Origin of the sequence: Pantoea sp. 1B4 (assembly GCF_016925765.1) — a bacterium.
GTDB classification, from domain to species: domain Bacteria; phylum Pseudomonadota; class Gammaproteobacteria; order Enterobacterales; family Enterobacteriaceae; genus Pantoea; species Pantoea agglomerans.
Window position 1 is genome coordinate 1916019 of the sequence record NZ_JAEUWZ010000001.1, and the last position, 22488, is coordinate 1938506.

Here is a 22488-nt window from a genome sequence, read left to right on the forward strand (position 1 = left end):
AATGTGATGCTTTCAGGAAGCGGTAAGAGGGATGTATGCCGGTTAATTTCGATCTCAACGATCTCTATGCGTTTCGCGCGCTGGTGGAGTTTGGAAATTTTCGCCTGGCGGCGGAATCGATCTGTCTCTCACAGTCGGCGCTGAGCCGCCGGATAGATAAGCTGGAAACCTCGCTGGGGATCAAACTGTTTGAGCGTACCACGCGCCGCGTCACGCTGACGCTGAAGGGGCATGCGTTTGCTCAGCGCTCGGATAAGTTGCTGGCTGATTTTGAGGAGGTCATGGCCGATCTCAGTGAGGTGAGCTTAGCCCGCACGGGACTGATTACCGTAGCCTGCGTGCCGTCAGCCGCCTACTATTTTATGCCCAACATTATCCGGCTGTTTCAGGCGCGCTATCCCCGCGTACGAGTCAAACTGATCGACAGCAGTGCGGCTAACGTTTATGACGCGGTGATTGGCGGTCAGGCCGACTTTGGCATCAGTTTTTCCAGCCGCTCGCAGCCGGATGTGCATTTCCAGCCGCTGATGGATGATCCCTACGTGGCGGCCTGTCGGCGTGACCATCCTATAGCTGGCAAAAAAGAGTCTGAGCTGGCAGGCGTTTTATCAGTATGAATGGGTCGGGCTGGATAAAACCTCCGGCAATCGCAACCTGCTGGATCAGGCGCTGCAGGCGATCATGCCGGAGAAACCCTGTATCTGTGAAACCCGGCACGTCACCACCATGCTGGGGATGGTTGAGGCGGGGCTGGGCATTGCTGCCGTCCCCGCCATGTCGATGCCTGGCTACGATCACGCCCTGCTGATGGCGGTTCCATTGACCGATCCGCAGGTGAAACGCACCGTGGGTCTGCTACGTAAAAATGGCCGGACGCTGTCGCACATTGCGGGCGAACTGGAGAACCTGATTATTGAACAGTATCAGCGTCTCTGACCGGTTTAGACGCTTTCACGGTGTGCAGTCCGCTGGCGTGCACTGTCTGTTGTACCTCAGAGGAGGCGAGCCAGCGCAGCAGCTTTAGCCGCCTCATCCGGCTGCGCTGACTTGCGCACCACGGCACCTGCGAAGCGGGTGGTGTATTGCAGCTTGTCCGGCAGTTCGCCAATAAAAGTGACGCCCGGCACCGGCAGCAGCTCACTGACCTGCTGAAAGCCGATAGCGTATTTACCGGCCGCGACCTCTGAGGCCACCGGGATGCGCTCAACCTTCACCGCTTTCCCCTTAACCTGATCTTCAATGCCCAGGCGGCTGAACAGCTGGCTGCTGACATACTTACCGCTGGCGCTGTCAGAATAGGCGATGGAGCTGGCGTTCAGCAGAGCAGTTCGCAGCGCGCTTTCGCTGCCGATCTTAACCGGCGTGGCACCCTGTCTGATCACCGCGCCGATGCGGGAGTCCGCCAGCTCAACCCGTGAACCCGGCAGCGTCTCGCCCTGTTTTTGCAGATCGCTTAGCGCATCGCCGACCATAATCACCACATCGGCCGGTTCACCGCGCGCCAGTCGGGCCGGAATCGCCTGCGGGGTTTTGCCCATAGACGGACCGGCGACGGTGTTGATAGTGATCCCTTCACGCTGGGCGAAGCGGGGCGAGAGCATATCCCACGCGGCTTTAAACCCGCCGGAGATCATCACCGTCAGCTCTTTCGCCTGCGCCGTGGCGCTGCCCGCAACGCTAAACAGCAGGGCAGCGTACAGCGATATCGTTTTCAGTTTCATCTTCATTCCTCAGCTAACGGTTTCATGGGCAGGTGATACGGCACTGCGTGTACGACGATAGAGATAAAGTGTTGCCCCCCAGGGCGCAGACTGCTGCAAAACTCATCCAGTAGCCTGGCGAGGCTTTATCGCCGGTCATCTCAATCAGGCCGGTTGACATCACCGGCGTAAACCCGCCAAACAGCGCAGTTGCCAGGCTATAGGCCAGCGAGAAGCCCGCCACGCGCACTTCCGCTGGCATGATTTCGGTCAGCGCCGGGATCATCGCGCCGTTGTAGAGACCATAGATCATTGAAAGCCACAGCAGCACGCCCAGCATCATCGAGAAGCCCGGTGCGGCGGCCAGCATGCTCAGAGCCGGATAGGTGGTGACGATCGCCAACAGGGTCATGGCAACCAGCACAGGCTTGCGGCCAAAGCGGTCGGAGATCGCGCCGCCAATCGGCAGCCAGATAAAGTTCGACACCGCCACCAGCAACGTCACCAGCAGGCTGTCAGAGGCGCTGAGCAGCAGCACTTTCTTGCCAAAGGTCGGCGCGTAAACCGTAATCAGGTAAAACGCAGTCGTGGTCATCGCTACCATCAGCATGCCGGCAATCACCACCTGCCAGTTGGCGAGCAGGATGCGGAACACCTGCTTCACATCTGGATGGCTGCGACGGTTGTTGAACTCCTGGGTCTCTTCCAGCTTGCGACGCAGCACGAAAATAAACGGCACAATCAGGCAGCCAAACAGGAACGGAATGCGCCAGCCCCATTCACGGATGGCACTCTCTTCCAGCACCGCATTGAGGATAAAGCCCATCGCCGCCGCCACCATAATCGCGACCTGCTGACTGCCCGACTGCCAGCTGGTGTAGAAGCCCTTGCGGCCTGGTGTGGCGATCTCTGCCAGATAGACCGACACGCCGCCCAGCTCCGCACCGGCGGAGAAGCCCTGCAGCAGCCGACCGATCAGCACCAGCAGCGGCGCCCACAGCCCAATACTCTGATAAGAGGGGATCAGCACGATCATAAAGGTGCCGGCCGCCATGATGGAGAGCGTGACGATCAGCCCTTTACGACGGCCAACCTTATCAATGTACGCGCCCAGCACTACCGCGCCAATCGGGCGCATCAGGAAGCCTGCGCCAAACACGGCAAAGGTCATCATCAGTGAGGCGAACTCACTGCTGGCCGGGAAAAAAGTATGGGCGATATAGGTGGCATAGAAACCGAACAGGAAGAAGTCGAACTGTTCGAGAAAGTTGCCTGAGGTAACACGGAATATTGCGCCAATCCTGGCGCGGTGAGTCATGGGTGAGGTTGTCTGCATCAGTAGCTCCAGTAAGGTATGACGCTTTTTGCCGCGCCTGTCACTGAAGAGTGGATCAGCGCCCGGCGCTAAATAAGTGCAAAAAAGGGCATCGATTAATGTGCCAGCCGCATGATTGCCAGGCGTTATCACTTAAAGTGTTTCGCATTCAACAGGTTAAATGGCGGGATGGTTTTTTTGTGCCTGTTAGTGAGCCTGAGAGGAGTTTGCGGAAATGTGACAGATTTCATAAGCGTGTTGCAGGCGAATAGGGGGGAATCTGGCTTGTCTGAGGCCATCAGCGCAGAGTCTGGCGGCAACAAAAAAGGTTCAGAACGCAGGCAGCAAGGCGTCAGGGAAAGGTTATGCCAAAAATCTGATGTAAATGTCGGACGCCCGCTACGGTAAAAACCACTTCACGGTAGCCAGGCTGCCGGGTTAGCCAGCCTTGCGTTTCAAAGGCACTCAGCAGCGCTGCACCCGCGTAGCCGCCGAGATGGAACCGGCGCTCACTCCAGTCGAGACAGCCACAGCAGGCTCTGCGGCGTCCGGGCTGCGACAGATCAATCTGCAACGCCGCAAACTGCTGCAGACCCAACAGGGTGACAGCGCTGCCTTCCGGCGTGATCCAGCCCTGTTGCGCCATTACGGCATAAATCTGTACCGCAATATCACCGGCCAGATGGTCGTAACAGGTGCGGGCGGTGCGAAGCGATGTTGGGGTGGTGCTCGCCGGCGCGGCAATCCGTCGCCAGGACACGCCCATCATGTTCTCAATCAGCGTAGCGATGTCACTGCCGGTCAGTCGGTAATAACGGTGACGCCCCTGCGCCACGCAGACGATCAAGCCGCTGGTGATCAACCGGTTCAGATGGGCGCTGGCGGTTGAGGGCGCCACGTCGGTGACGGCACTGAGTTCGGTGGCGGTCCAGGCGCGTCCATCCATCAGCGCGGACAGCATCTTCACCCGTGACGGATCGGCCATTGCGGCGGCGACGCCCACAATCGCATTCTCAAGTGCTTCGCTATCGTCAGGTGCGTTATGCGGTTGTGGAGTTGCCATCAGATTACAGTGCCCATTCTGTGGTCAGCCCGGCGGCTGATCGATTGTTATCGGTAATCAGGATCAGCTGGTTAGCGTGATCGCTGTATTGCACCAGGATGTTGATTCCGGCATCGGCAAGGCGTGCAGTGATCGCCCCCAGCTCGCCGGGACGCTGTTGCGGTAACCTGCGAATAAGTGGAACGTTAACTGCCTCGACGGCGATCCCCCCCGGCTTCCAGCACGGCCCGCGCCCGTTCGCCTTCCTCAACCAGAAAATGAGCGTGGCTCTGCTCACCAAAGGAGAACAGGCCGCCGCCTTCCAGGCCAATCCCATGACGGCCCAGCAGCGTGGTGAGCCGGGAAAGTGTGCCTGGACTATTTTGCAGGATGACATGAATATCGAACATGTTAATTTACTCCCTGTTGTGAGGCATATTCTCTGATCAGCGTGACGATGCGAAGACGGTAACCGGCAAAAAGGGTCTCGCGGCCTTCACGCTGTGCGGCCTGGTGACAGAGGTTGCGCTTCCAGGCCAGCACCGATTCTTCATCGCGCCACCAGGAGAGCGAGAGAATTTTTTCTCATCGGTCAGGCTTTGAAAGCGCTCAAGAGAGATAAACCCGCTGTTTTGCATCAGCAGCGGTTTAAGGTCGGCAGCCAGTTGCAGGTAACGCATCTGGTGTTCGGGTCGGGCTTCGGCTTCAAATAGTAGGGCAATCATCGCTATTCTCCTTTGGGTGATAGCGCAAAAATAGCGGGCGGGGCGGGTTGATGCTTCGGCCGGTAACGAAATATGGCTGCAGGGGCGACCTCCAGCCGGTGCAATCTTGTAATGGAGCAGATGATATGTTCAGCGGACTCAGTGCGTTCCCCCCTTACTCCCTTTGCGGCAGGCAAGCCCGATGAAGCGGCTTTTTTTGCGGCTGCTGCGCAGGCTGACTGATGCAAAAGTCGATTCCCTTGGCGTGCTGGGGTCCACCGGCAGCTACGCCTATCTCACCCGCGCGCAGCGCAGGCGCATCGCAGGACTGGCGGTGGAACATGCAGAGTCGATTCCGGTGATGATCTGCATTGGTGCGGTGGGCACTGACGAGGTGCTGTCGCTGGCGGAGGACGCGCAACAGGCGGGCGCGGCCGCGTTACTGCTGCCGCCGCTGGGTTATCAGACGTTGAATGAAGATGAGGTGTTCACGCTTTTCGAGACCGTGACGCGACACGCCTCGGTGCCAGTCTGTATCTATGACAATCCCGGCACCACCCATTTTACGTTTTCCGATGCGCTGCTGAGCCGGATCGCCGCACTTTCCGGTGTCGGGTCAGTGAAAATTCCTGGTGTACCGGCGGAGCAATCTGCGGCTAACGATCGCCTCGCTCAGCTGCGCGGCACGCTGCCAGATTCCGTGTCGATTGGCGTCAGCGGCGATGCTTCTGCCGCCAACGGGCTGATTGCGGGCTGTGATGGCTGGTATTCGGTGTGCGGCGGACTGTTTCCGCGCGTTGCAAAAGCGATGACCGAAGCGGCGGCCGCAGGCGACCATCAGAGCGTCAGGGCGCAGTCCGATCGCCTGCAGCCGTTATGGGCGCTGTTCCGCCAGCATGGCGGCAGTTTCCGGGTGATCAGCGCCGCGGCGGGGCTGCTGGGACTGACCGAACGCGACTGCCTGCCGCGCCCGCTGCAGCCGCTCTCCGATGCGCACTGCCAGCAGATTGCTGACGTGCTCGCGGCACTCGACCTCTCTTAAGATCCCGCGCCAGAAGGCATTAACCGTGGCGCACCAGGTTAAAGCCTTCTTCCTCCTGCGGCGCTTCGAAATAGCGGGTAATCAGCGCGAACTGCTCGTCCGTTGCGGCAAAGGCGTGTTCGCCGCCCTGATTTCGGGCGTGCAGGCGCGATTTACACAGCGCATCCGGTACGTCCAGATAATGCAGACGATGGTCGGCAGAGGATGCCTTAATCACCGACATCATCCAGTCGCGATTCGCCCGGGTGTTGGCAGGAAAATCGAGCACCACCGACACCCCTGCGTTAAGCAGCGCGACCAGATGAGGCGTCATCGCCTTTCTGAGTTTTGCCGCATAGCGCACGTAATCGGCCACCGACTGCATCTCGTCCTGATAAAGCGCGGCGAGCCACTGATCCTCGCTGATCACCACGCAACCGGGGGGCGGCACTCAGCTTCGCCGCCAGCGTCGATTTCCCGGAGGCAATTTTTCCACACAGCAGATGCAGCGTGGCGGGGGCAAAAGTCATGGTCATATCACTCCTGTGTCAGCCTGATAGTGAACCGCGCGCATTACGCGAAGGGAAAGTAAAGCAGGTCTCGCCGAAGCGGGATTCAGGCTAACAAAACAGGGGAGAGATAAGCAATGAGAGGCAAAAAGTTGCTGGTGAGTAAAACCCGGTTTACCGCGCGTAACAGTCTCTGCTGCTGCGGGCGTTACTGCATTCAGAAAAAACCGCGGCTTTCGCTGGGCATGTTGACACGCCTGAACGGGGAAGTGCGGTCAGGCGTTGAGTGCAATATCAGATACGCTTTCAGAAAGGGGGGGAATTGGCGCTGAACAGCTGGCAACTGACTTCATTTTTGTGCCATCAGCAACGTCAGCAGTTCGCGGCAGCATGCCTCTTCTTCTGCACTGTCTGCGGATGCCAGATGGCGCAGCAGTTCCATACAGCTTTTTTCCTTGCCCGCTTCCAGTAACTCTTCGATCAGAAAGTTGAGTTTGTCCTGTTCAGACACGGCAAAGGATGAACTAAACTCATTTTTGACCGGGCCACTGTGATTCACCGGCAACGTGAGGGTGTTTTGCATTGGCATAGTATTGTCCTGTTTCGGGTTAAAAAATGTTCGGCGATTGCTATTAAACTTATACAACGATCCGGAATTTGTACAGGAATCTGCCCGATTGATTTTCAGGACGAAGCTAAGCGCAGCGCGGTTGCGGCGTAAATGTCAGCTAATCATTAAGTTAGCGGGAGAAGGAATTTCAGAAAAATTCTGCGGGCCTGAAGCAGGATGCGGAGACGGGAAAAACCAGGTCAGTCCTGCGTCAGGTCAGCAGGCGGCCCACCGGGCCGCATGCACTATTTAGCGGTCAGGAAATCTTCGCGCTGCGGTGTAAACGTATCCAGTAATGTGCCCGCCTCAAGACAGACACAGCCATGAACCACATTGGGCGCTTTATAGAGCGTATCTCCTGCGCCCACCTCACGCGTTTCACCATTGATGGTGAAGGCAAAACGTCCGCTCAGCACATAGGTCAGCTGCTCGTGGGGATGGTGATGCAGCGGGCCGACAGCCTCTTTCTCAAAAATCACTTCTACCGCCATCATGGTGCCGCCGTACGCCAGCACGCGGCGGGTCACGCCGTTGCCCAGATCTTCCAGTGGTCGCTCTTTATGGTAGATAAACATCGCAATCCTCCTGCGGTTGCCCCTGCTGCGGTGACCGTTTTGTGATGGATCTCACAGCACTCGGGTGAATTAGTTTATGCACTTTAGTGGTTTTTCACTAAAATGAAACGGTGTTTCAATTAATTTATAAGGGTAGATCATGAAAATCGCGTTAATGATGGAAAACAGCCAGGCCGCTAAAAACGTTACCGTGCTGAAAGAACTGGAAGGCGTCGCACAGCCACTGGGCCATCAGGTCTTCAACGTCGGTATGAGCGATGAGCAGGATCACCACCTGACCTATATTCACCTCGGCATTCAGGCCAGCGTGTTGCTCAACAGCCAGGCTGTGGATTTCGTGGTCGCGGGTTGCGGCACCGGGCAGGGCGCGCTGATGTCGCTTAACATTCACCCGGGCGTCGTCTGCGGCTACTGTATCGATCCGGCGGATGCCTACCTGTTTGCCCAGATCAACAACGGTAATGCCTTATCTCTGCCGTTCGCCAAAGGCTTTGGCTGGGGCGCTGAACTTAACCTGCGCTTTATCTTTGAAAAAGCCTTCACCGGCGAGAAGGGCAATGGCTATCCGCCAGAGCGTAAAGAGCCGCAGGTGCGTAATGCCGGTCTGCTGAATCAGGTCAAAGCTGCCGTGATCAAAGAAAACTACCTCGACACGCTGCGCGCCATCGACCCTGAACTGGTGCGTACTGCCGTTAGTGGCCCACGCTTCCAGCAGTGTCTGTTTGAGCATGGCAAAAATCAGGAAATCGTCGCTTTTTTTGCGTCAGCTGACCCACTAACGCATCCGGGGTCATAAGGCCGGTCTGACCGGCCTTTTTTTATTCTCTCTTTCCCGACATCAGCTGAACGTCAGCTCTGCTGCGCCAGCGCCGGATTGTAATGACGACTCGCCTCTACCAGCATCCGGGTGTAGGGCATCGCGGCGCGGTCGGCCACCAGCGTCGGCACATCCAGCGTCTCCAGCACCTTGCCCTGTTGCATAACCGCCACGCGATGGCAGAGGTGCGCCACCACGCCGAGATCGTGCGTCACCATCAGATAGGTCAGGTTCTCCTGCTGCTGCAGATCGCTGAGCAGATTGAGGATCTCCGCCTGCACCGAAACATCCAGCGCGGAGGTCGGCTCATCCAGCAGCAGCACGCGCGGCTCTAAAATCAGCGCCCGGGCAATCGCCACGCGCTGACGCTGACCACCGGAAAGCTGGTGCGGATAACGCGTCTGCCAGGCACGATTCAGCCCGACCTTATCCAGCATTGCCACGACGCGCTGCTGGCGCTGCCCGATACCCTGAATCTGTAATGGCTCTTCAAGAATATCGCCCAGTGTGTGACGCGGATGCAGCGAGCCATAAGGGTCCTGAAACACCATCTGCACCTGACGGCAGCGCGCCCGATCGATGCGGTGCGCCAGCGGCTGGCCATCAATGGTCAGCTCTCCCTGCCAGTGATTAAACAGGCCCGCCAGACACTTCAGCACCGTGGTTTTGCCCGAGCCCGACTCACCGACCAGTCCGAAGATTTCACCCTGTTTAACCTGCAGGCTGACGTCGAACAGCACCTGATTACGGCGACCCTCTTCACCGAAACTCAGGTTGAGATTTTTTACCTCAATCATCGTAACTCCTTAGTCAGTTAGCCAGCTGGCGTGACGTTGTAACACCGGCAGACGGGTGCGCCGCCGATCAAGGTCGGGCAGTGCTGCCAGCAGTCCCTGGGTGTAGGGATGCTGCGCGCGGTCAAGCTCGCTGGCGGCCAGCGACTCCACCACGCGCCCGGCATACATCACCAGCACCCGATCGCAAAAGCTGCGCACCAGATTGATATCGTGACTGATAAAAATCAGTCCCAGACCGCGCGCTTTCACCAGATCATCCAGCAGCGCCAGCACCTGCAGGCGAACCGAGACATCCAGCGCAGAGGTGGGCTCATCGGCTATCACCAGTTCCGGCTCGGTGATCAGCATCATGGCGATCATCACGCGCTGCCCCTGACCGCCGGAAATCTCATGGGGATAGAGCTGATATACCCGTTCAGGATCGCGGATCTGCACCTCCTCCAGCATCGCCAGCGCCCGCTGACGTGCCGCCGATTTCTGGCCGCGATGGTGACTGCGCCAGGCTTCGGCAATCTGCTCGCCAACCCGGATCACCGGATTCAGTGAATATTTCGGGTCCTGCATAATCATCGAGATGCGTTTGCCACGAATGGCGCGCATCTCTGCCGGGCTGGCGTGCAGCAGGTCGATATCGCCAAACTGCATCCGGCTCGCCTCAATGCGCGCCTTAGCCGGATGCAGCTGCAGCAGGGCGCGACCCACGGTCGATTTACCGGAGCCGGACTCACCGACAATCGCCAGCTTCTCCTGACCGAGTTGAAAGGAGACGCCACGCACCGCCGGGGTTATCTGGCGTCCGTTAACAAAGTTCACGTGCAAATCGCGCACGTCGAGCAACGGCGAGGCGTTACTCACTGCGGGGATCGAGCAGGTCACGTAGGCCATCTCCTAAGAAGTTAAATGCCAGGCTATTAATCAGGATCGCCAGACCGGGAACGGTCACCACCCACCAGCACTCCAGCATGTAGGTGCGGCCACTGGCGATCATCGCGCCCCATTCCGGATCCGGCGGCTGCGCGCCCAGCCCGAGAAACCCCAGCCCGGCGGCGGTGAGGATAATGCCCGCCATATTCATGGTGATGCGGATAATTACCGACGGCAGGCAGAGCGGAATAATGTGCTTCCAGAGCACCCGCAACGGCGACGCGCCCTGTAAGCGCACCGCCGAGATAAAGTCCGCCTGACGCAGCGACAGCGTTTCAGCGCGGGCCAGACGGGCTATGGGTGGCCAGGCAGTGAGCGTAATCGCGATCACCACATGCTCCAGACCCGGCCCCAGCGCGGCAACAAAGGCCAGCGCCAGTACCAGGCTCGGGAAGGAGATAAAGATATCGGTGACGCGCATCAGCACGCCGTCGACTTTGCCGCCAAAATAACCGGCGGTGACGCCCAGCAGCAGGCCCAGCGGCCCGACGGTGACCGATACCAGCAGCACGATGTAGAGCGTGATGCGTGCGCCCCACACCAGACGACTGAAGATATCCCGGCCAAACTCGTCGGTGCCGAACCAGTGGGCCGCGCCGGGGGGCGTCAGCGCATTGTTCAGATCCTGAACCAGCGGGTGATACGGCGCGATCCAGGGCGCGAACAGCGCCACGATGCAGAGCACCAGCACTATGCCACCACCAATCGCGGTCAGGGGATTACAGGCCATGCGCCAGAGGAAATAGCCGCAGCGGGCAGCAAAACGCTGACAGCGCACCAGCCGCTCACGGGAATGACTCACAGACGCAGCGTCAAAAGAGATCGTCATACTTTGGTCCTCGGATCGAACACCTGATAGAGCAGGTCGGAGATCAGGTTAAGCAGCACAAAAATCAGGCCCACCACCAGCACACAGCCCATCACCGCATTCATATCGCCCAGCATCAGGCTGCCGGTGAGGTAGGAGCCAAAGCCGGGCCAGGAGAAGACGGTTTCAATCAGCACCGCGCCCTCCAGCAGCGAGCCATAGGCCAGCGCCACCACGGTCAGCAGCTGCACCAGGATATTGCGGAAGGCGTGCTGCCAGATCACCTGCCATTCAGTCAGGCCTTTGACCCGCGCGGTCAGAATGAACTCCTGCGACAGCTGCGCGAGCATAAAGCTGCGCGTCATGCGGCTGATATAGGCCATGGAGTGAAAGCCGAGCAGCGAGGCGGGCAGCACCAGATGATTCAGCGCATTCCAGAACACCTGGCTGTTGCCCGCCAGCAGGGCGTCAATCAGCATAAAGCCGGTGCGACGTGGCACGATGCCATCCAGGCTGAAGTCCACCCGACCTGCGCCGCCGACCCAGCCGAGATGGGCATAGAACAGCAGCAGGCCAATCATGCCGACCCAGAAGATTGGGGTGGAGTAACCGGCCAGGCTGAGCATCCGCACCACATAGTCGATGACGCTGTTGCGACGCGCCGCCGCCAGCACACCCAGCGGCACGCCCAGTCCTGCGCCAATCACAATCGCCAGCGTGGCCAGCTCTACGGTTGCCGGAAAGACGCGCACAATGTCATGCACCACCGGCTGACCGGTGAGCAGCGCATGGCCGAGATCGCCATGCAGCAGCGCGTTAAGGTAGATGCCAAACTGCACCCACAGCGGTTTATCAAAGCCGAGCTGGTGATAAACCTGCTGATAGGTGGCCTGATCGGCATCGGGGCCGACAATCGCCAGCACCGGATCCAGCGGCATTACCCGGCCAATAAAAAAGGTCAGCAGCAGCAGGCCGAACAGGGTAATCACTACCTGCACCGCACGATGGCTGATGCGGCGGCACTGAGTTCGGGTCAGGGTCAGGATCATAGGGCGCCTCCCGCTTTGGCTTCAGGGGTTTTCCAGACATCGCGGAGGAAGGTGGTCGCTGAGGGATGCGGCTGATAAGCCTGCACCCGGTTGCTGACCACTACGGAGTCGAGCATTTGTGAAATCGGCATCAGTGCAGGCACCAGCTGGTCATAGCGCTGCTGGATGGCGTAATAGGCCTGCTGCTGGCGGGTCTTGTCGCGCTCCACCAGCGCCTGATCGATCATGCTGTTGAGCTGTGCGTCGTAGAAACCGGTGCGCCAGCCCTGGAAGTTGGTCAGCCGGGCGCTGTCAGCATTATTCGGGTTATAGACCAGCGCACGCAGGCTGGAGTGGGGATGCGGCTCCACGCCGCTGCCACCGCGCCCGACCAGCAGACTGAACTGGCGATCGCGCATCGCGCCATAGATCTGGTTACCGGTGCCGGTGATGATTTTTGCGCGGATCCCGCCCTGGAGCAGCGTCGACTGAACCGCGATGGCGATGTTCAGAAATGGCTGATCGGCCAGCACCCGCAGCGTGGTGTCGAATCCATCCGGATAACCCGCTTCAGCCAGCAGTGCGCGGGCGCGCGGCACATCGAGCCGGTAACCGGGATCGGGCAGCGTGGCGGGCATGCCAGCCTGAATCGGGCGCTGATGCAGCTCGCCATAGCCGGTCATCAGGCTTTTATTGATGCCCTGATAATCGACCAGGTAGCGTACCGCCTCCCGCACTTTGATATTGTCGAAGTGCGGATCTTTCATGCTCATCGCCAGGTAGTAGATCGTTCCTTTTCTTACCGCATCAATGGTGAGGTCGGGGTCGTGCCGCAGGGCGCGCACGTCGGGGATCGCCATGTTGCTGGCGATATCCAGATCGCCTTTCTCCATCATCAGCCGCAGGGTCTGCGACTCCTGCAGATGGCGGAACACCACCCGCGACATCTTCGCCTCGCCGCGCCAGTAATCGGCCGCACGACTCATGCGCAGCACATCTTTTGCCTGCCATACATCCAGCCGGAACGGGCCGGAGCCCGCTTCATGGGTGGTGAGCCAGCGGTTGCCCCAGTCGCCATCCACCTCATGCTGCTGCACGGTTTTGCTGTCCAGCACCACCATGCTGCCCAGCGCCGCCAGCGAGTAGATTACCAGTTGCGGATCGTTAGGCTTCGGCAGGGTGATCACCAGCGTGCGGTCGTCGGGTGCGGTAATCATCTGGGCTACGTTGTCGCGGCTGAAGCCGTACGATTTCCACACCGACGCCTGCGCCAGGTTCAGATGCAGCACCCGCCGCATCGACCAGACCGCATCGGCGCTGGTGAGCGGATTGCCGGAGTGAAACCTGACGTTGTCGCGCAGGTGAAAAGTCAGGGTGCGGTTATCCGGACTGACTGACCAGCGTTCCGCCAGCGCCGGGCGCACCTCGGTGAGTTGCTGCGGGTTCAGCTCGACCAGTCCGTCATAGAGATTCACGACAATGCCGACCACCTCGTTGCCGGTCATAGCAGCCGGATCCAGGGTGAGCAGGTTATTCATATTCATGCCGACGATCAGCTGGTCATCCGGGGTCTTTGCCTGGATTGACGCGCTGCCCGTCAGCACCAGCAGCGTGATCAGCCACGCGCCACATCGTTGTGTCAGGGTCATAGGTAAAGTCCAGCAGGTCAGAGGTTTTCCCGTTTACGACTCTGCCTGCTGCTGACCACCGGGATGGCAGGCAGCAGGCGGGCGACGGGGTTATTATTGTTTGCCGTACTTCGGTAGTGCGATTTACCAGCGGTTCAGCGTGTGCGTCTCAATCCAGCTGAAGTTAATATCCTCACCCAGCCCGCTGCGGGTGGGCAGGGTGACAAATCCCTGATCGTCCATCGGGTCGATCAGGCTGTTGAGGTAGGCGGGCGGTGTTTCATAATCCAGGAAGGGATGCAGCAGGCCGCGCTCATACCAGCGACAGTTACGGATCGCCCCGACCACCGCCAGGCTGGCCGCACCGTTGCCGTGCACTTCGCAATCCATGCCAAAGGCTTCAGCCAGATTCGCCACTTTCAGGGTGGGCGAGATGCCGCCTACGCCGTTGGCACCGGCTCGCAGAATGTCGCAGGCTCCGGCACGCACCCAGTCGGCGCGGCTGTGATGTTTACCGCCCAGGCTCTCCGGACCAAGCACGTCGATAGAGAGGTTTTCGGCCAGCCAGGCGTAAGAGGCCATGCTCTCTTCCTCCATCGGCTCCTCGAACCAGGCGAAATTAAGCTTTTCCAGCGCCTTGCCGATGGTCAGCGCGTCACTGCGGCTGTACCAGTGGTAGCCATCCAGCATCAGCGCGATATCGGGGCCCACCGCTTCACGCACCGCCGCGCAGGCTTTGATATCCATCGCCGGGCTGGGGGGCGAAGGAGACCGGCGGCATCCAGGTATGTAGCTTGATCGCCTGATATCCGCGCGCCACCAGCTTTTCCGCGAACTGCGCATACTCATCCGGCGTTGATAATCCACCGCTCAGCTCATCACCACACATGGTGCTGCCGTAAGCCGGGATCTTCTCGCGATAGCCGCCCAGCAGTTTATGGACAGGCTGTTTCAGCTTCCGTCCAATCAGATCCCACAATGCCTGCTCCACAGCGGAGAGCGCCCGCTCGGTGAGCTGATGGGCGCTGCCGCGTTGCCAGTGCACCAGATCCTGCCAAAGACGCTCCCGGTCAAAGGCGTTCTGACCGATCAGCACTTTGCGGAAAAAGGCATTAACCACATGGGATCGCACCACTTCCGGCGGCGCAAAGGCGTAACCACAGTCGCCTTCCTCGCTGGTCAGGGTCAGTAGCGCCATCTGCGCATCATTTTCCGGGCCAGGGTGGGAGTGCCCGGCGCTGTCGGCGCAACGCTGGGTGGGATAGGTAAAAAAGGGTGACATCAATGGCGCTGATCTTCACGGTTAAGCTCCTGTGGCAGTCTGTCCTGATGAATTATTAAAACGCTGTTTCATTTTCAATCTAGCCTTCACAATTCATTAACGCATTAGCCAAAACGATACGATTAATGGCTAATATGTGTGCAACTGCCCAGGGTGTTGTGAACATATTCACGAAAGCTGACCGTTTTGTGAGCAGCGACACGCTGCGCTTTTTCCTCTTAAGGGATCTCTTTGAGCGAAACTCCGCCAGTTAACCCCGCCGCAAAAAACATTTAACCGGATGACTTCCCCTGACCCCTGTTTTAGGTGATAGTAACGCCGCTTTACATTAATAATTCTCATTATCATTTGTGCGGGTTTTTACAATGAAAAAATGGTTTTTAGCGCTGGGGCTGCTCACGCTGGCAGGGACGGCTTCGGCCAAATTGATTACCGATGTCGCAGGCCGTCAGGTCGAGGTGCCGCAGGAGGCAAAACGCATCATTCTGGGTGAGGGCCGTCAGATGTATCTGCTGGCGGCATTTGATACTGATGCCCCATTTAAACGGGTGATTGGCTGGCGTGACGACTTCCCGAAAGCGGACTGGGACGGTTATCAGGCTTACGAAAAACGCTATCCGGAAATTAAAAAAATTACCGACCTTTGGCGGGGCGAAAGATGGCACTTTCAACGTCGAGCAGGCGTTAACCCTGAAGCCCGATCTGGTGCTGATGAATCTGGAATCCAAAGCCGCCACCGATGAAGGCAAGCTGATTGAAAAACTGCAGGCAGTAGGCGTGCCGGTGGTGTTTATCGATTTCCGCGAAGCGCCGATGGTGAATGCGGAGAAAAGTATCCGCATCATGGGCGAACTGGTGAACAAACCGGCGCGTGCCCAGGAAATTATCACCTTCCGCCAGCAGCAGATTGACCTTGTCACCTCGCGTCTGAAGAACTTTACCGGCTACCGCCCGAAAGTGATGATTGACCGTGCAGGCGGCTACAGCGACGAGTGCTGCATGTCGTTTGGCAATGAAAACTTTGGTCAGATGGTCGAGATTGCGGGCGGTCGTAACATCGCTAAAGATCTGATCCCTGGCACCTTCGGCACCGTTAACCCGGAACAGATTATCGCCAGCCAGCCGGATGTGGTGGTGGTGACCGGCGCTAACTGGAAGAATTACAATACCGTGGGCAAATGGGTCGGCGTCGGTCCGGGTGCCAATGTCACCGAGGCTACCGCGCGTCTTAAGGGGCTGATGATGCGCGATGCTTTTAAAACCCTGCCGGTGGCGCACAACGGCAATGTCCACGCCATCTGGCATCAGTTCTACGACAGCCCTTACCAGTTTGTGGCTATCCAGGCGCTGGCGAAATGGCTGCATCCCGATCTGTTTGCCGATCTGGATCCGGACGCCACCTTCCGCACGTTCCACGAGAAGTTCCTGCCGCTGCCTTATCAGCCAGGATACTGGGTCACTTTACCCGCTGATAAACCCTGACTGACCGGCGATGACAGGGACGTCATCCGCCTGATTTGCAATTCCTCCCGAATAAACCCTCTGTTTCTCTTCAGATTTACTAATCTTTTACAGGCGCGGAGTCAGTTGCTCTGAGCAGCGCGACGTCTGACGCGGTCCGCATTCACGTTAAAAATGGAGAGAAACATGCGCAATACCCTGGGAAGATCGGCCTTTGCCGTGACGCTGTACGCTCTGCTGGAGCCGGTGCCGCTGGGCTTTTTTGTCGCGGCCTGGCTGTTCGATATTCTCTATAGCCAGACCTTTGTGCTGTTCTGGACGGATGCCGCAGGCTGGCTGATTGCGCTGGGACTGATACTGGCGATTGTGCCGCGACTCATCGCGCTGGTTTATCTGTTCCGCGGCAGTGACAGTGCGGAAAAGAGTCATTTCTGGCTCTGGCTGGTGGCGATTGTGATCGCTATCGTCAATGCGTTTATTCACAGCCGTGATGCCGCCGCTGTCATCCCGCTGGGCGTGACGCTTTCGACGCTGGTGGTAGCGCTGCTGCTGCTGGCGAATGTGCAACTTGCGTTACGTCAGCGTAGCGCTTAAGGAGGAGCCACCATGAAGATACCGCATAAAACGTTGCTCGCGCTTACCCTGACAGCACTGCTGGCAGGCTGTGATGATGGTGCGCTGGTCGATCCGCAGAAGCAGATCGGACCGAATCCTGAACTGCCGCAGGCACAGAACTTCTTTATGCCGCCGATGCAGGTGCCGGAAGGCACGCCATGGAAAGCGGGCGAAATGCCAAAAGTGGCTGACGGGCTGAAAATCGAAAAGATCGCTGACAATCTGCAGCATCCGCGTCAGGTTTATGTGCTGCCGAATAACGATGTGCTGGTGGCGGAATCCAACGGCCCGGCCAAACCCACCACCCGGCCTAAACAGCTGATTATGGGCATTGTGCAGAAAGCGTCAGGTAAGGGCGGCGCTGGCGGCAACCGGATTACGCTGCTGCGCAACGTCAATGGCAAATGGGAGCAGCACCGCTTTATTGAGAATCTGCACTCGCCGTTTGGTATGCAGCTGATTGGCAATACCCTTTACGTCGCGAATGCTGACAGCCTGGTGAAGTTCCCCTATCGCGAAGGGGAGACGGAGATCCGCACCGCGCCTGAAGAGGTGACGGAACTGCCGGGTGGGCCGATTAACCACCACTGGACCAAAGCGCTGTTGGCCAGCCCCGATGGCAGCAAGCTCTATGTGGGTGTCGGCTCCAACAGTAACGTCACCGAGAACGGCATTGGCGCAGAGTATCGCCGCGCCGCGGTGCTGGAAGTGGACGCGGCCAGCGGTGCCAGCCGGATCTACGCCAGCGGATTGCGCAATCCGACCGGCTTACAGTGGGAACCGCAGAGCGGAAAACTGTGGGCCATCGTCAACGAGCGTGATGAAATCGGCTCCGATCTGGTGCCTGACTACATGACCTCAGTGCAGGACAAAGGCTTCTATGGCTGGCCCTACAGCTACTTTGGTCAGCATGTGGATACCCGTGCCGAACCGCAGCGTCCCGATCTGGTTGAGAAAGCGATTAAGCCTGATTATGCCCTGAGTTCGCATGTCGCTCCGCTGGGGCTGCTGTTCTACGGCGCAGATAACATGCCGCAATACCAGGGCGGTGCGTTTATCAGTGAACATGGCAGCTGGAACCGTACGCCGCTGAATGGCTACAAAGTGGTGTGGGTGAAATTTGAAAACGGCAAGCCGGTGGGTCAGCCGCAGACGGTGGTCTCGGGCTTCCTGACGGACGACGAAAAGCAGGTGCGTGGATTACCGGTCGGCCTGGCCAGCGACAAACAGGGCGGTGTCCTGATTGCTGACGATGCGGGTAATACCGTGTGGCGAATCAGCGCCGCGAAGTAAGCATTGCGCTGCTTTTTTAAGCAGAAAGCAGGCATAAAAAAAAGGATTTGGCATTTCGCCAAATCCTTTATTTTTTGTTCGCTACCCGGCTGGTAACCGCGCTGCGAACGAGGTGCTCAGCACTCTCCACAAACAAGATTGTAAAATGTGCGGCTAAGGATTTCAAGTTTCGCCAAAATGCTGTATGTTTATACAGGTGTTGAGTGTTGAGCATCGCCTCATTGTCGACTGGCCGCTCCCGGGGGCACGGTTTTAAAATCCCGGCAGGCATCAGGTGGTGCTGGCCTGTGGCTTTAACCATGAGTGCCGCTCAGCTCTCTCCACAAAGATGTGCTTAGGCGCCCGGCGGGTAGAGTCAAAGCCCTGGTTGCCGAACAGCGCGCTCCTGTAAAAGGAGAAGGAAAGTGATGGAACTGACTAAGCTGATTCTGGATCTTATCCGGGTCATCTTGCAGATCATCGTTGCCCTTATGCAACTGACCGGTCACGCAGGTTAACCGGAACTTGAAACAAGGCGGAGCTAACCACTCCGCCTTTTTTCTTTGTCAATTCTCTGTCATCGGAGGCGGGTAAGGTGGTGCGGCAAAGCACGCCGCCGGGGCGCTGCTTATCCAGACCGGGAGTTTTATGTCCATTGCCGCCGTTATGCCCGCCCGATTAGCGCACACCTGGATTGATGAGAGTGTGAAGATGCGCGAAACCACTGTGGGTCAGCAGTGTGAGATCCTGGCGCACAGCACGCTGGAATATAGCGAGCTGGGTGACTTCTCCTATGTCGGTGAACACTGCTGCCTGGCCGATACCCAGGTGGGGCGCTTCTGCGCCATTGCTAATCAGGTACGCATTGGCGCGCCGAATCATCCCATGGACCGCGCCTCCCAGCATCGCTTTACCTACTGCCCGGAGTATTACCACCCCGACGCCCGGCGCGATCAGGGCTTCTTTTCCGCCCGTCGCGCCGATCGGGTGATAATCGGTCACGATGTGTGGATAGGTCACGGCGTAATTGTGCTGCCTGGCGTCACCATTGGTGATGGTGCGGTGCTGGCTGCGGGTGCAGTCGTGACGAAAAACGTCGCGCCCTACAGCGTCGTGGGCGGTGTTCCGGCCAGGCCACTGCGGGTGCGCTTTACACCGGCTATCGCCGCCCGTCTCCAGCGCATTGCCTGGTGGAACTGGCCGCTGGAGAAACTGCTGGCGAATCTGCCCGATTTTCAGCACGGTGACATCGAAGCGTTCTGCCAGCGGCACGGTGCATAGCCACCCCACGGCGCCGTCAGCCGGTTTGTACGCCGAAATAGCGCACAACCCGCTGGCCATAGAGCCCGACGGCCAGTCCGGCGACGATCAGCAGCAGCGCGGCGATTTTCTGAGGTGAAACCGTTTCGCCAAATATCGCCACTGAACCCAGGATGCCGAACACCGGTACCAGCAGCGACAGTGGCGCGACCGTTGAAACCGGATAGTGTTTCAGCAGCCAGTTCCACACCCAGTAGCCCAGCAGGGTATTGGGATAGACCTGAAACAGTATCGACAACACCGCCTTCACATCCAGCTGAGTGAAGAGTGCGTGATAGCCCGCGCTGCCATTGACCAGCCCGTCCAGCAGGAAGAGTGGAATGGGTGCAAAGGCGCTCGACCAGACCAGAAAAGCAAAAACCTGCCGGGTGCCCGCTTTTTTTATTGATGATATTGGCAATACTCCATGCGACCGCGCCTGCCAGCACCAGCAGCATGCCGGAAAACGTCACCGAACCATCGGTAATGAAAAAAATGCTCAGCAGACCGGCGCAGGCCAGCGCACAACCGGCGATCTGATAGCGGCTGAGACGCTCTTTAAATACCCAGCCACCGAGCAGCAGCGTGAAGAAGGCGCTGAACTGCAGCAGCAGCGAGGCGATGCCCGCCGACAGTCCGGTTTTAATCCCCAGATTCACCAGACCCCACAGGCCAATCCCGAAGACCAGGCCATAGCTGATCAGGTAGCGCCACGGCACGTCCGGTTTCTTAATAAAGAACAACGCTGGCAGGGCGCAGAGCGTAAAGCGGATACCTGCCAGGATAAACGGGTCGACCGCCTGCAGGCCGAGCTTGATAACTGAAAAGTTAACCCCCCCAGATGGCGGTGATCATGACGGCGAGCAGCAGATGCGTTAATTTCATGAGTGACGAACTCCTGACCAGCACAGCAAGGCAGAGGCACTGACCGCTGCACCGGCATAGCAGACAGCCTGCCATCCCCAGTGTGTATAAAGCTGAGTGGCGGCGATGGCCCCCAGCGCACTGCCCAGCGAGTAAAAGCACATATAGGCACCCACCAGACGACTTGCCGCCTCGGGTCGGGCGGCCACGATCAGGCTCTGATTAATCACATGTACCGTCTGGACGGCGAAATCGAGCAGGATCACCCCGAAAATCAGCAACAGTAACGAGGTGTGAAGCGCAGCTATCGGCAGCCAGGAGAAGGTCAGCAACGCCAGGGCTAAGCCGGTGGCACGCTGCCCCAGGCCCAGGTCAGCCCATGCGCCTGCTCTGGAGGCCGCCAGCGCACCGGCAAGTCCGGCCAGGCCGAACATCCCGGTCTGGGTGTGTGACAGTGACAGGGCGGTAAGTGGCAGTACCATCGAAGACCAGAGCATACTGAAGGCTGCAAAAATCAGCAGCGCCAGGATCCCTCGTCTGCGCAGCTGCGGTTCCGTGAGGAAGAGACGGAAAACGGACAGTAAGAGGTGAGGATAAGATGTGCGCCGCGTCTGACCTGCTGTGGCGGGCAGCACTTTCGCCAGGATGAGCGAGATCAGGAGTAACAGGCAGGCAGCCGTCAGATAGACCGCCCGCCAGCCCGCCAGGTCAGCAATCATCCCGGAAACAAACCGCGCCAGCAGGATGCCGATCACGATGCCACTGGTCACGCTACCCACCACCTGTCCGCGCTGTTCTGGCGATGCCAGCATGGCGGCCCACGCCACCATTAGCTGCGTGACCACCGCCATTAATCCCACCAACAGCATTGCGCAGAGCAGCGTCATCAGGTCTGGCGCAACCGCAGCAGTGATTAACGCCAGCACGGAAAGCAGCAACTGGGTAATCACCAGTTTTTTGCGGTTCACGCAGTCGCCCAGCGGCACCAGAAAGATCAGCCCGAGGGCGTAGCCGCTCTGCGTGGCCGTTACCACTGTGCCAATGGTGCCGGTGGAAACCTGCAGGCTGGCGGCTATCGATTCCAGTAGAGGCTGTGCTGAGTAAACATTGGCGACCGCCAGCGCAGAGGTGAGTGAGAACAAAAAGATCATCCGGGACGAGAGCACCGGGATCGCGGCTGGGGGCGAATCGGCTTCAGGATCACGCGCCTTGCCAATCGTACAGGTCATGTTGCTTTCCTTTCTGGTTTTTATTTGAAACTGGATTGGCGATATCTTTAACCGGGATGGTTTTTTTTTGCAACTTCTTTTCGGAGTGGCTAAACTGCCATCATGAGAAAGGCAGCGTGAGAGAAGAGCATGGCTAAGCAGGAATCCCTGAGAACCAGCGAGTGTCCGGTCGCCAGAACCCTGGAGTCGATAGGTGAGCGCTGGTGCATGATGATCGTGCGTGAAGCCTTTGATGACGTCCGCAGATTCAGTGACTTCCAGCGGAATTTGGGGCTGGCGAAAAATATCCTGGCGTCACGCCTGAAGCAGCTGGTGGAGATAGGGGTGTTTGAGATTGCGCCTGCCTCCGACGGCAGCGCCTACAGCGAATATGTCCTGACCGAAAGAGGCCGTTCGCTGTTTCCGGTTGTGGTCGCGATGCGCCAGTGGGGCGAGCGTTACCTGTTTGAGAAGGGCGAAACCCACTCCGTGCTGCTGGATAATGCGGAAGGAAAGCCGCTGCCACGCCTGGAGGTTATCTCTTCACAGGGGCAAAAACTGGAACCGGCCGACTGTCATCGTCAGCGGGTGGTGGCTGAAGGGTAACCGTCAGGGTTTTTCCTCTTCCGCACACTCTGAGACTGGCAGGCCTGACATCGTACGCGTTACCCGATCATCGCTGTCGCCTGTAGCGGTGATCGACCAAAATACCTCACTCCCGTTTTACGCCCCGCCGTAAGGGCGTTATCCCCGGAAACAGGTCCCCGCGCTTCCTCATCCTTTCCTGCCCCGCATCATGACCGGCCTGTCGATATCATCACATTTTCCAATGACCGGTTGCCTTGTAACTTCCCGATGCGCATGACAGTATCGCTGCTTGTATAGACATGTGCTCTCAACCCTGGATTGGGCAAATCACGCTTTCAGTCAACACGTCTCTCACTGTTCCAGCGAGGAATCTATGTCGGTCAAATCATCTGTATCAGATTATTCAGGCTCAGAGAAACAG

Annotated in this window: 14 protein-coding genes and 10 pseudogenes; 8 read left to right on the forward strand and 16 right to left on the reverse strand. The window is 58.4% G+C overall.

Annotated features, from left to right (window positions below; all coding sequences use genetic code 11):
* Positions 1-35: 35 nt before the first annotated feature.
* A pseudogene (locus JNO11_RS09425) lies at positions 36-936 on the forward strand (LysR family transcriptional regulator).
* Here JNO11_RS09425 and JNO11_RS09430 read toward each other — a convergent pair.
* The 5 genes and pseudogenes from JNO11_RS09430 to JNO11_RS09450 all read right to left on the reverse strand — a co-directional run bounded on the left by JNO11_RS09430 (position 911) and on the right by JNO11_RS09450 (position 4782).
* Positions 911-1721, reverse strand: a pseudogene (locus JNO11_RS09430) (substrate-binding domain-containing protein). The pseudogenes JNO11_RS09425 and JNO11_RS09430 overlap by 26 nt on opposite strands.
* Before the next feature lie 9 nt (positions 1722-1730).
* Positions 1731-3039, reverse strand: a pseudogene (locus JNO11_RS09435) (MFS transporter).
* A gap of 328 nt (positions 3040-3367) precedes the next feature.
* Complete coding sequence (locus tag JNO11_RS09440; RefSeq protein WP_022625675.1) at positions 3368-4078, reverse strand: winged helix-turn-helix domain-containing protein; 711 nt, start codon at positions 4076-4078, stop codon at positions 3368-3370.
* A gap of 4 nt (positions 4079-4082) precedes the next feature.
* A pseudogene (locus tag JNO11_RS09445) lies at positions 4083-4467 on the reverse strand (amino acid-binding protein).
* 1 nt (position 4468) lies between these two features.
* Positions 4469-4782 (reverse strand): annotated as a pseudogene (locus JNO11_RS09450) (antibiotic biosynthesis monooxygenase).
* A gap of 125 nt (positions 4783-4907) precedes the next feature.
* Between JNO11_RS09450 and JNO11_RS09455 the strand changes: the two are divergent.
* Positions 4908-5803, forward strand: a pseudogene (locus JNO11_RS09455) (dihydrodipicolinate synthase family protein).
* A gap of 19 nt (positions 5804-5822) precedes the next feature.
* On the opposite strand, the pseudogene JNO11_RS09460 reads toward JNO11_RS09455, so the two are convergent.
* The 3 genes and pseudogenes from JNO11_RS09460 to JNO11_RS09470 form a co-directional block, all read right to left on the reverse strand.
* Positions 5823-6318 (reverse strand): annotated as a pseudogene (locus tag JNO11_RS09460) (ATP-binding protein).
* 322 nt (positions 6319-6640) lie between these two features.
* Complete coding sequence (locus tag JNO11_RS09465) at positions 6641-6880, reverse strand: hypothetical protein (protein WP_010245020.1); 240 nt, start codon at positions 6878-6880, stop codon at positions 6641-6643.
* 266 nt (positions 6881-7146) lie between these two features.
* Positions 7147-7476, reverse strand: a complete 330-nt coding sequence (locus tag JNO11_RS09470; RefSeq protein WP_010245017.1) for a cupin domain-containing protein — start codon at positions 7474-7476, stop codon at positions 7147-7149.
* 139 nt (positions 7477-7615) lie between these two features.
* Here JNO11_RS09470 and JNO11_RS09475 point away from each other — a divergent pair, with 139 nt between their 5' ends.
* Complete coding sequence (locus tag JNO11_RS09475) at positions 7616-8272, forward strand: RpiB/LacA/LacB family sugar-phosphate isomerase (protein ID WP_325177239.1); 657 nt, start codon at positions 7616-7618, stop codon at positions 8270-8272.
* Between the two features lie 53 nt (positions 8273-8325).
* Here JNO11_RS09475 and JNO11_RS09480 read toward each other — a convergent pair whose 3' ends face one another.
* From JNO11_RS09480 to JNO11_RS09505, 6 genes and pseudogenes are all read right to left on the reverse strand, one after another.
* Positions 8326-9090, reverse strand: a complete 765-nt coding sequence (locus JNO11_RS09480; protein ID WP_010245009.1) for an ABC transporter ATP-binding protein — start codon at positions 9088-9090, stop codon at positions 8326-8328.
* Positions 9091-9099: 9 nt separating this feature from the next.
* Positions 9100-9966: an ABC transporter ATP-binding protein gene (locus tag JNO11_RS09485; protein ID WP_010245006.1), complete on the reverse strand. Its 867-nt coding sequence runs from the start codon at positions 9964-9966 to the stop codon at positions 9100-9102.
* Entirely contained in the window at positions 9938-10843 is a 906-nt protein-coding gene (locus JNO11_RS09490; protein ID WP_010670128.1) for an ABC transporter permease, read from the reverse strand. The genes JNO11_RS09485 and JNO11_RS09490 overlap by 29 nt, the downstream gene beginning before the upstream one ends.
* Positions 10840-11871 (reverse strand): ABC transporter permease, encoded by a 1032-nt coding sequence (locus tag JNO11_RS09495; RefSeq protein ID WP_010245000.1) that lies wholly within the window; start codon positions 11869-11871, stop codon positions 10840-10842. The genes JNO11_RS09490 and JNO11_RS09495 overlap by 4 nt, the downstream gene beginning before the upstream one ends.
* Positions 11868-13499, reverse strand: coding sequence for an ABC transporter substrate-binding protein (locus JNO11_RS09500; RefSeq protein ID WP_325177240.1), 1632 nt, complete (start codon positions 13497-13499; stop codon positions 11868-11870). Before JNO11_RS09500 ends, JNO11_RS09495 begins: the two co-directional genes overlap by 4 nt.
* Before the next feature lie 123 nt (positions 13500-13622).
* Positions 13623-14779 (reverse strand): annotated as a pseudogene (locus tag JNO11_RS09505) (mandelate racemase family protein).
* A 346-nt stretch (positions 14780-15125) separates the two neighbouring features.
* Between JNO11_RS09505 and JNO11_RS09510 the strand changes: the two are divergent.
* The 4 genes and pseudogenes from JNO11_RS09510 (at position 15126) to JNO11_RS09525 (ending at position 19389) form a co-directional block, all read left to right on the forward strand.
* Positions 15126-16242: pseudogene (locus JNO11_RS09510) on the forward strand (ABC transporter substrate-binding protein).
* Between the two features lie 165 nt (positions 16243-16407).
* Entirely contained in the window at positions 16408-16815 is a 408-nt protein-coding gene (locus JNO11_RS09515) for a hypothetical protein (RefSeq protein ID WP_010244987.1), read from the forward strand.
* Positions 16816-16827: 12 nt separating this feature from the next.
* Positions 16828-18129 (forward strand): sorbosone dehydrogenase family protein, encoded by a 1302-nt coding sequence (locus tag JNO11_RS09520; protein ID WP_010670132.1) that lies wholly within the window; start codon positions 16828-16830, stop codon positions 18127-18129.
* 627 nt (positions 18130-18756) lie between these two features.
* Entirely contained in the window at positions 18757-19389 is a 633-nt protein-coding gene (locus tag JNO11_RS09525; protein WP_010244979.1) for a DapH/DapD/GlmU-related protein, read from the forward strand.
* Positions 19390-19405: 16 nt separating this feature from the next.
* Here the strand turns inward: JNO11_RS09525 and JNO11_RS09530 are convergent.
* A pseudogene (locus JNO11_RS09530) lies at positions 19406-20292 on the reverse strand (EamA family transporter).
* Entirely contained in the window at positions 20289-21500 is a 1212-nt protein-coding gene (locus JNO11_RS09535) for an MFS transporter (protein ID WP_325177241.1), read from the reverse strand. The pseudogene JNO11_RS09530 and the gene JNO11_RS09535 overlap by 4 nt, the downstream one beginning before the upstream one ends.
* A 129-nt stretch (positions 21501-21629) precedes the next feature.
* Between JNO11_RS09535 and JNO11_RS09540 the strand changes: the two genes are divergently transcribed.
* Positions 21630-22085 carry a helix-turn-helix domain-containing protein gene (locus JNO11_RS09540; RefSeq protein ID WP_033767222.1) on the forward strand — a complete coding sequence of 152 codons (456 nt, stop codon included), beginning with the start codon at positions 21630-21632 and terminating at the stop codon, positions 22083-22085.
* Positions 22086-22488 lie beyond the last annotated feature (403 nt).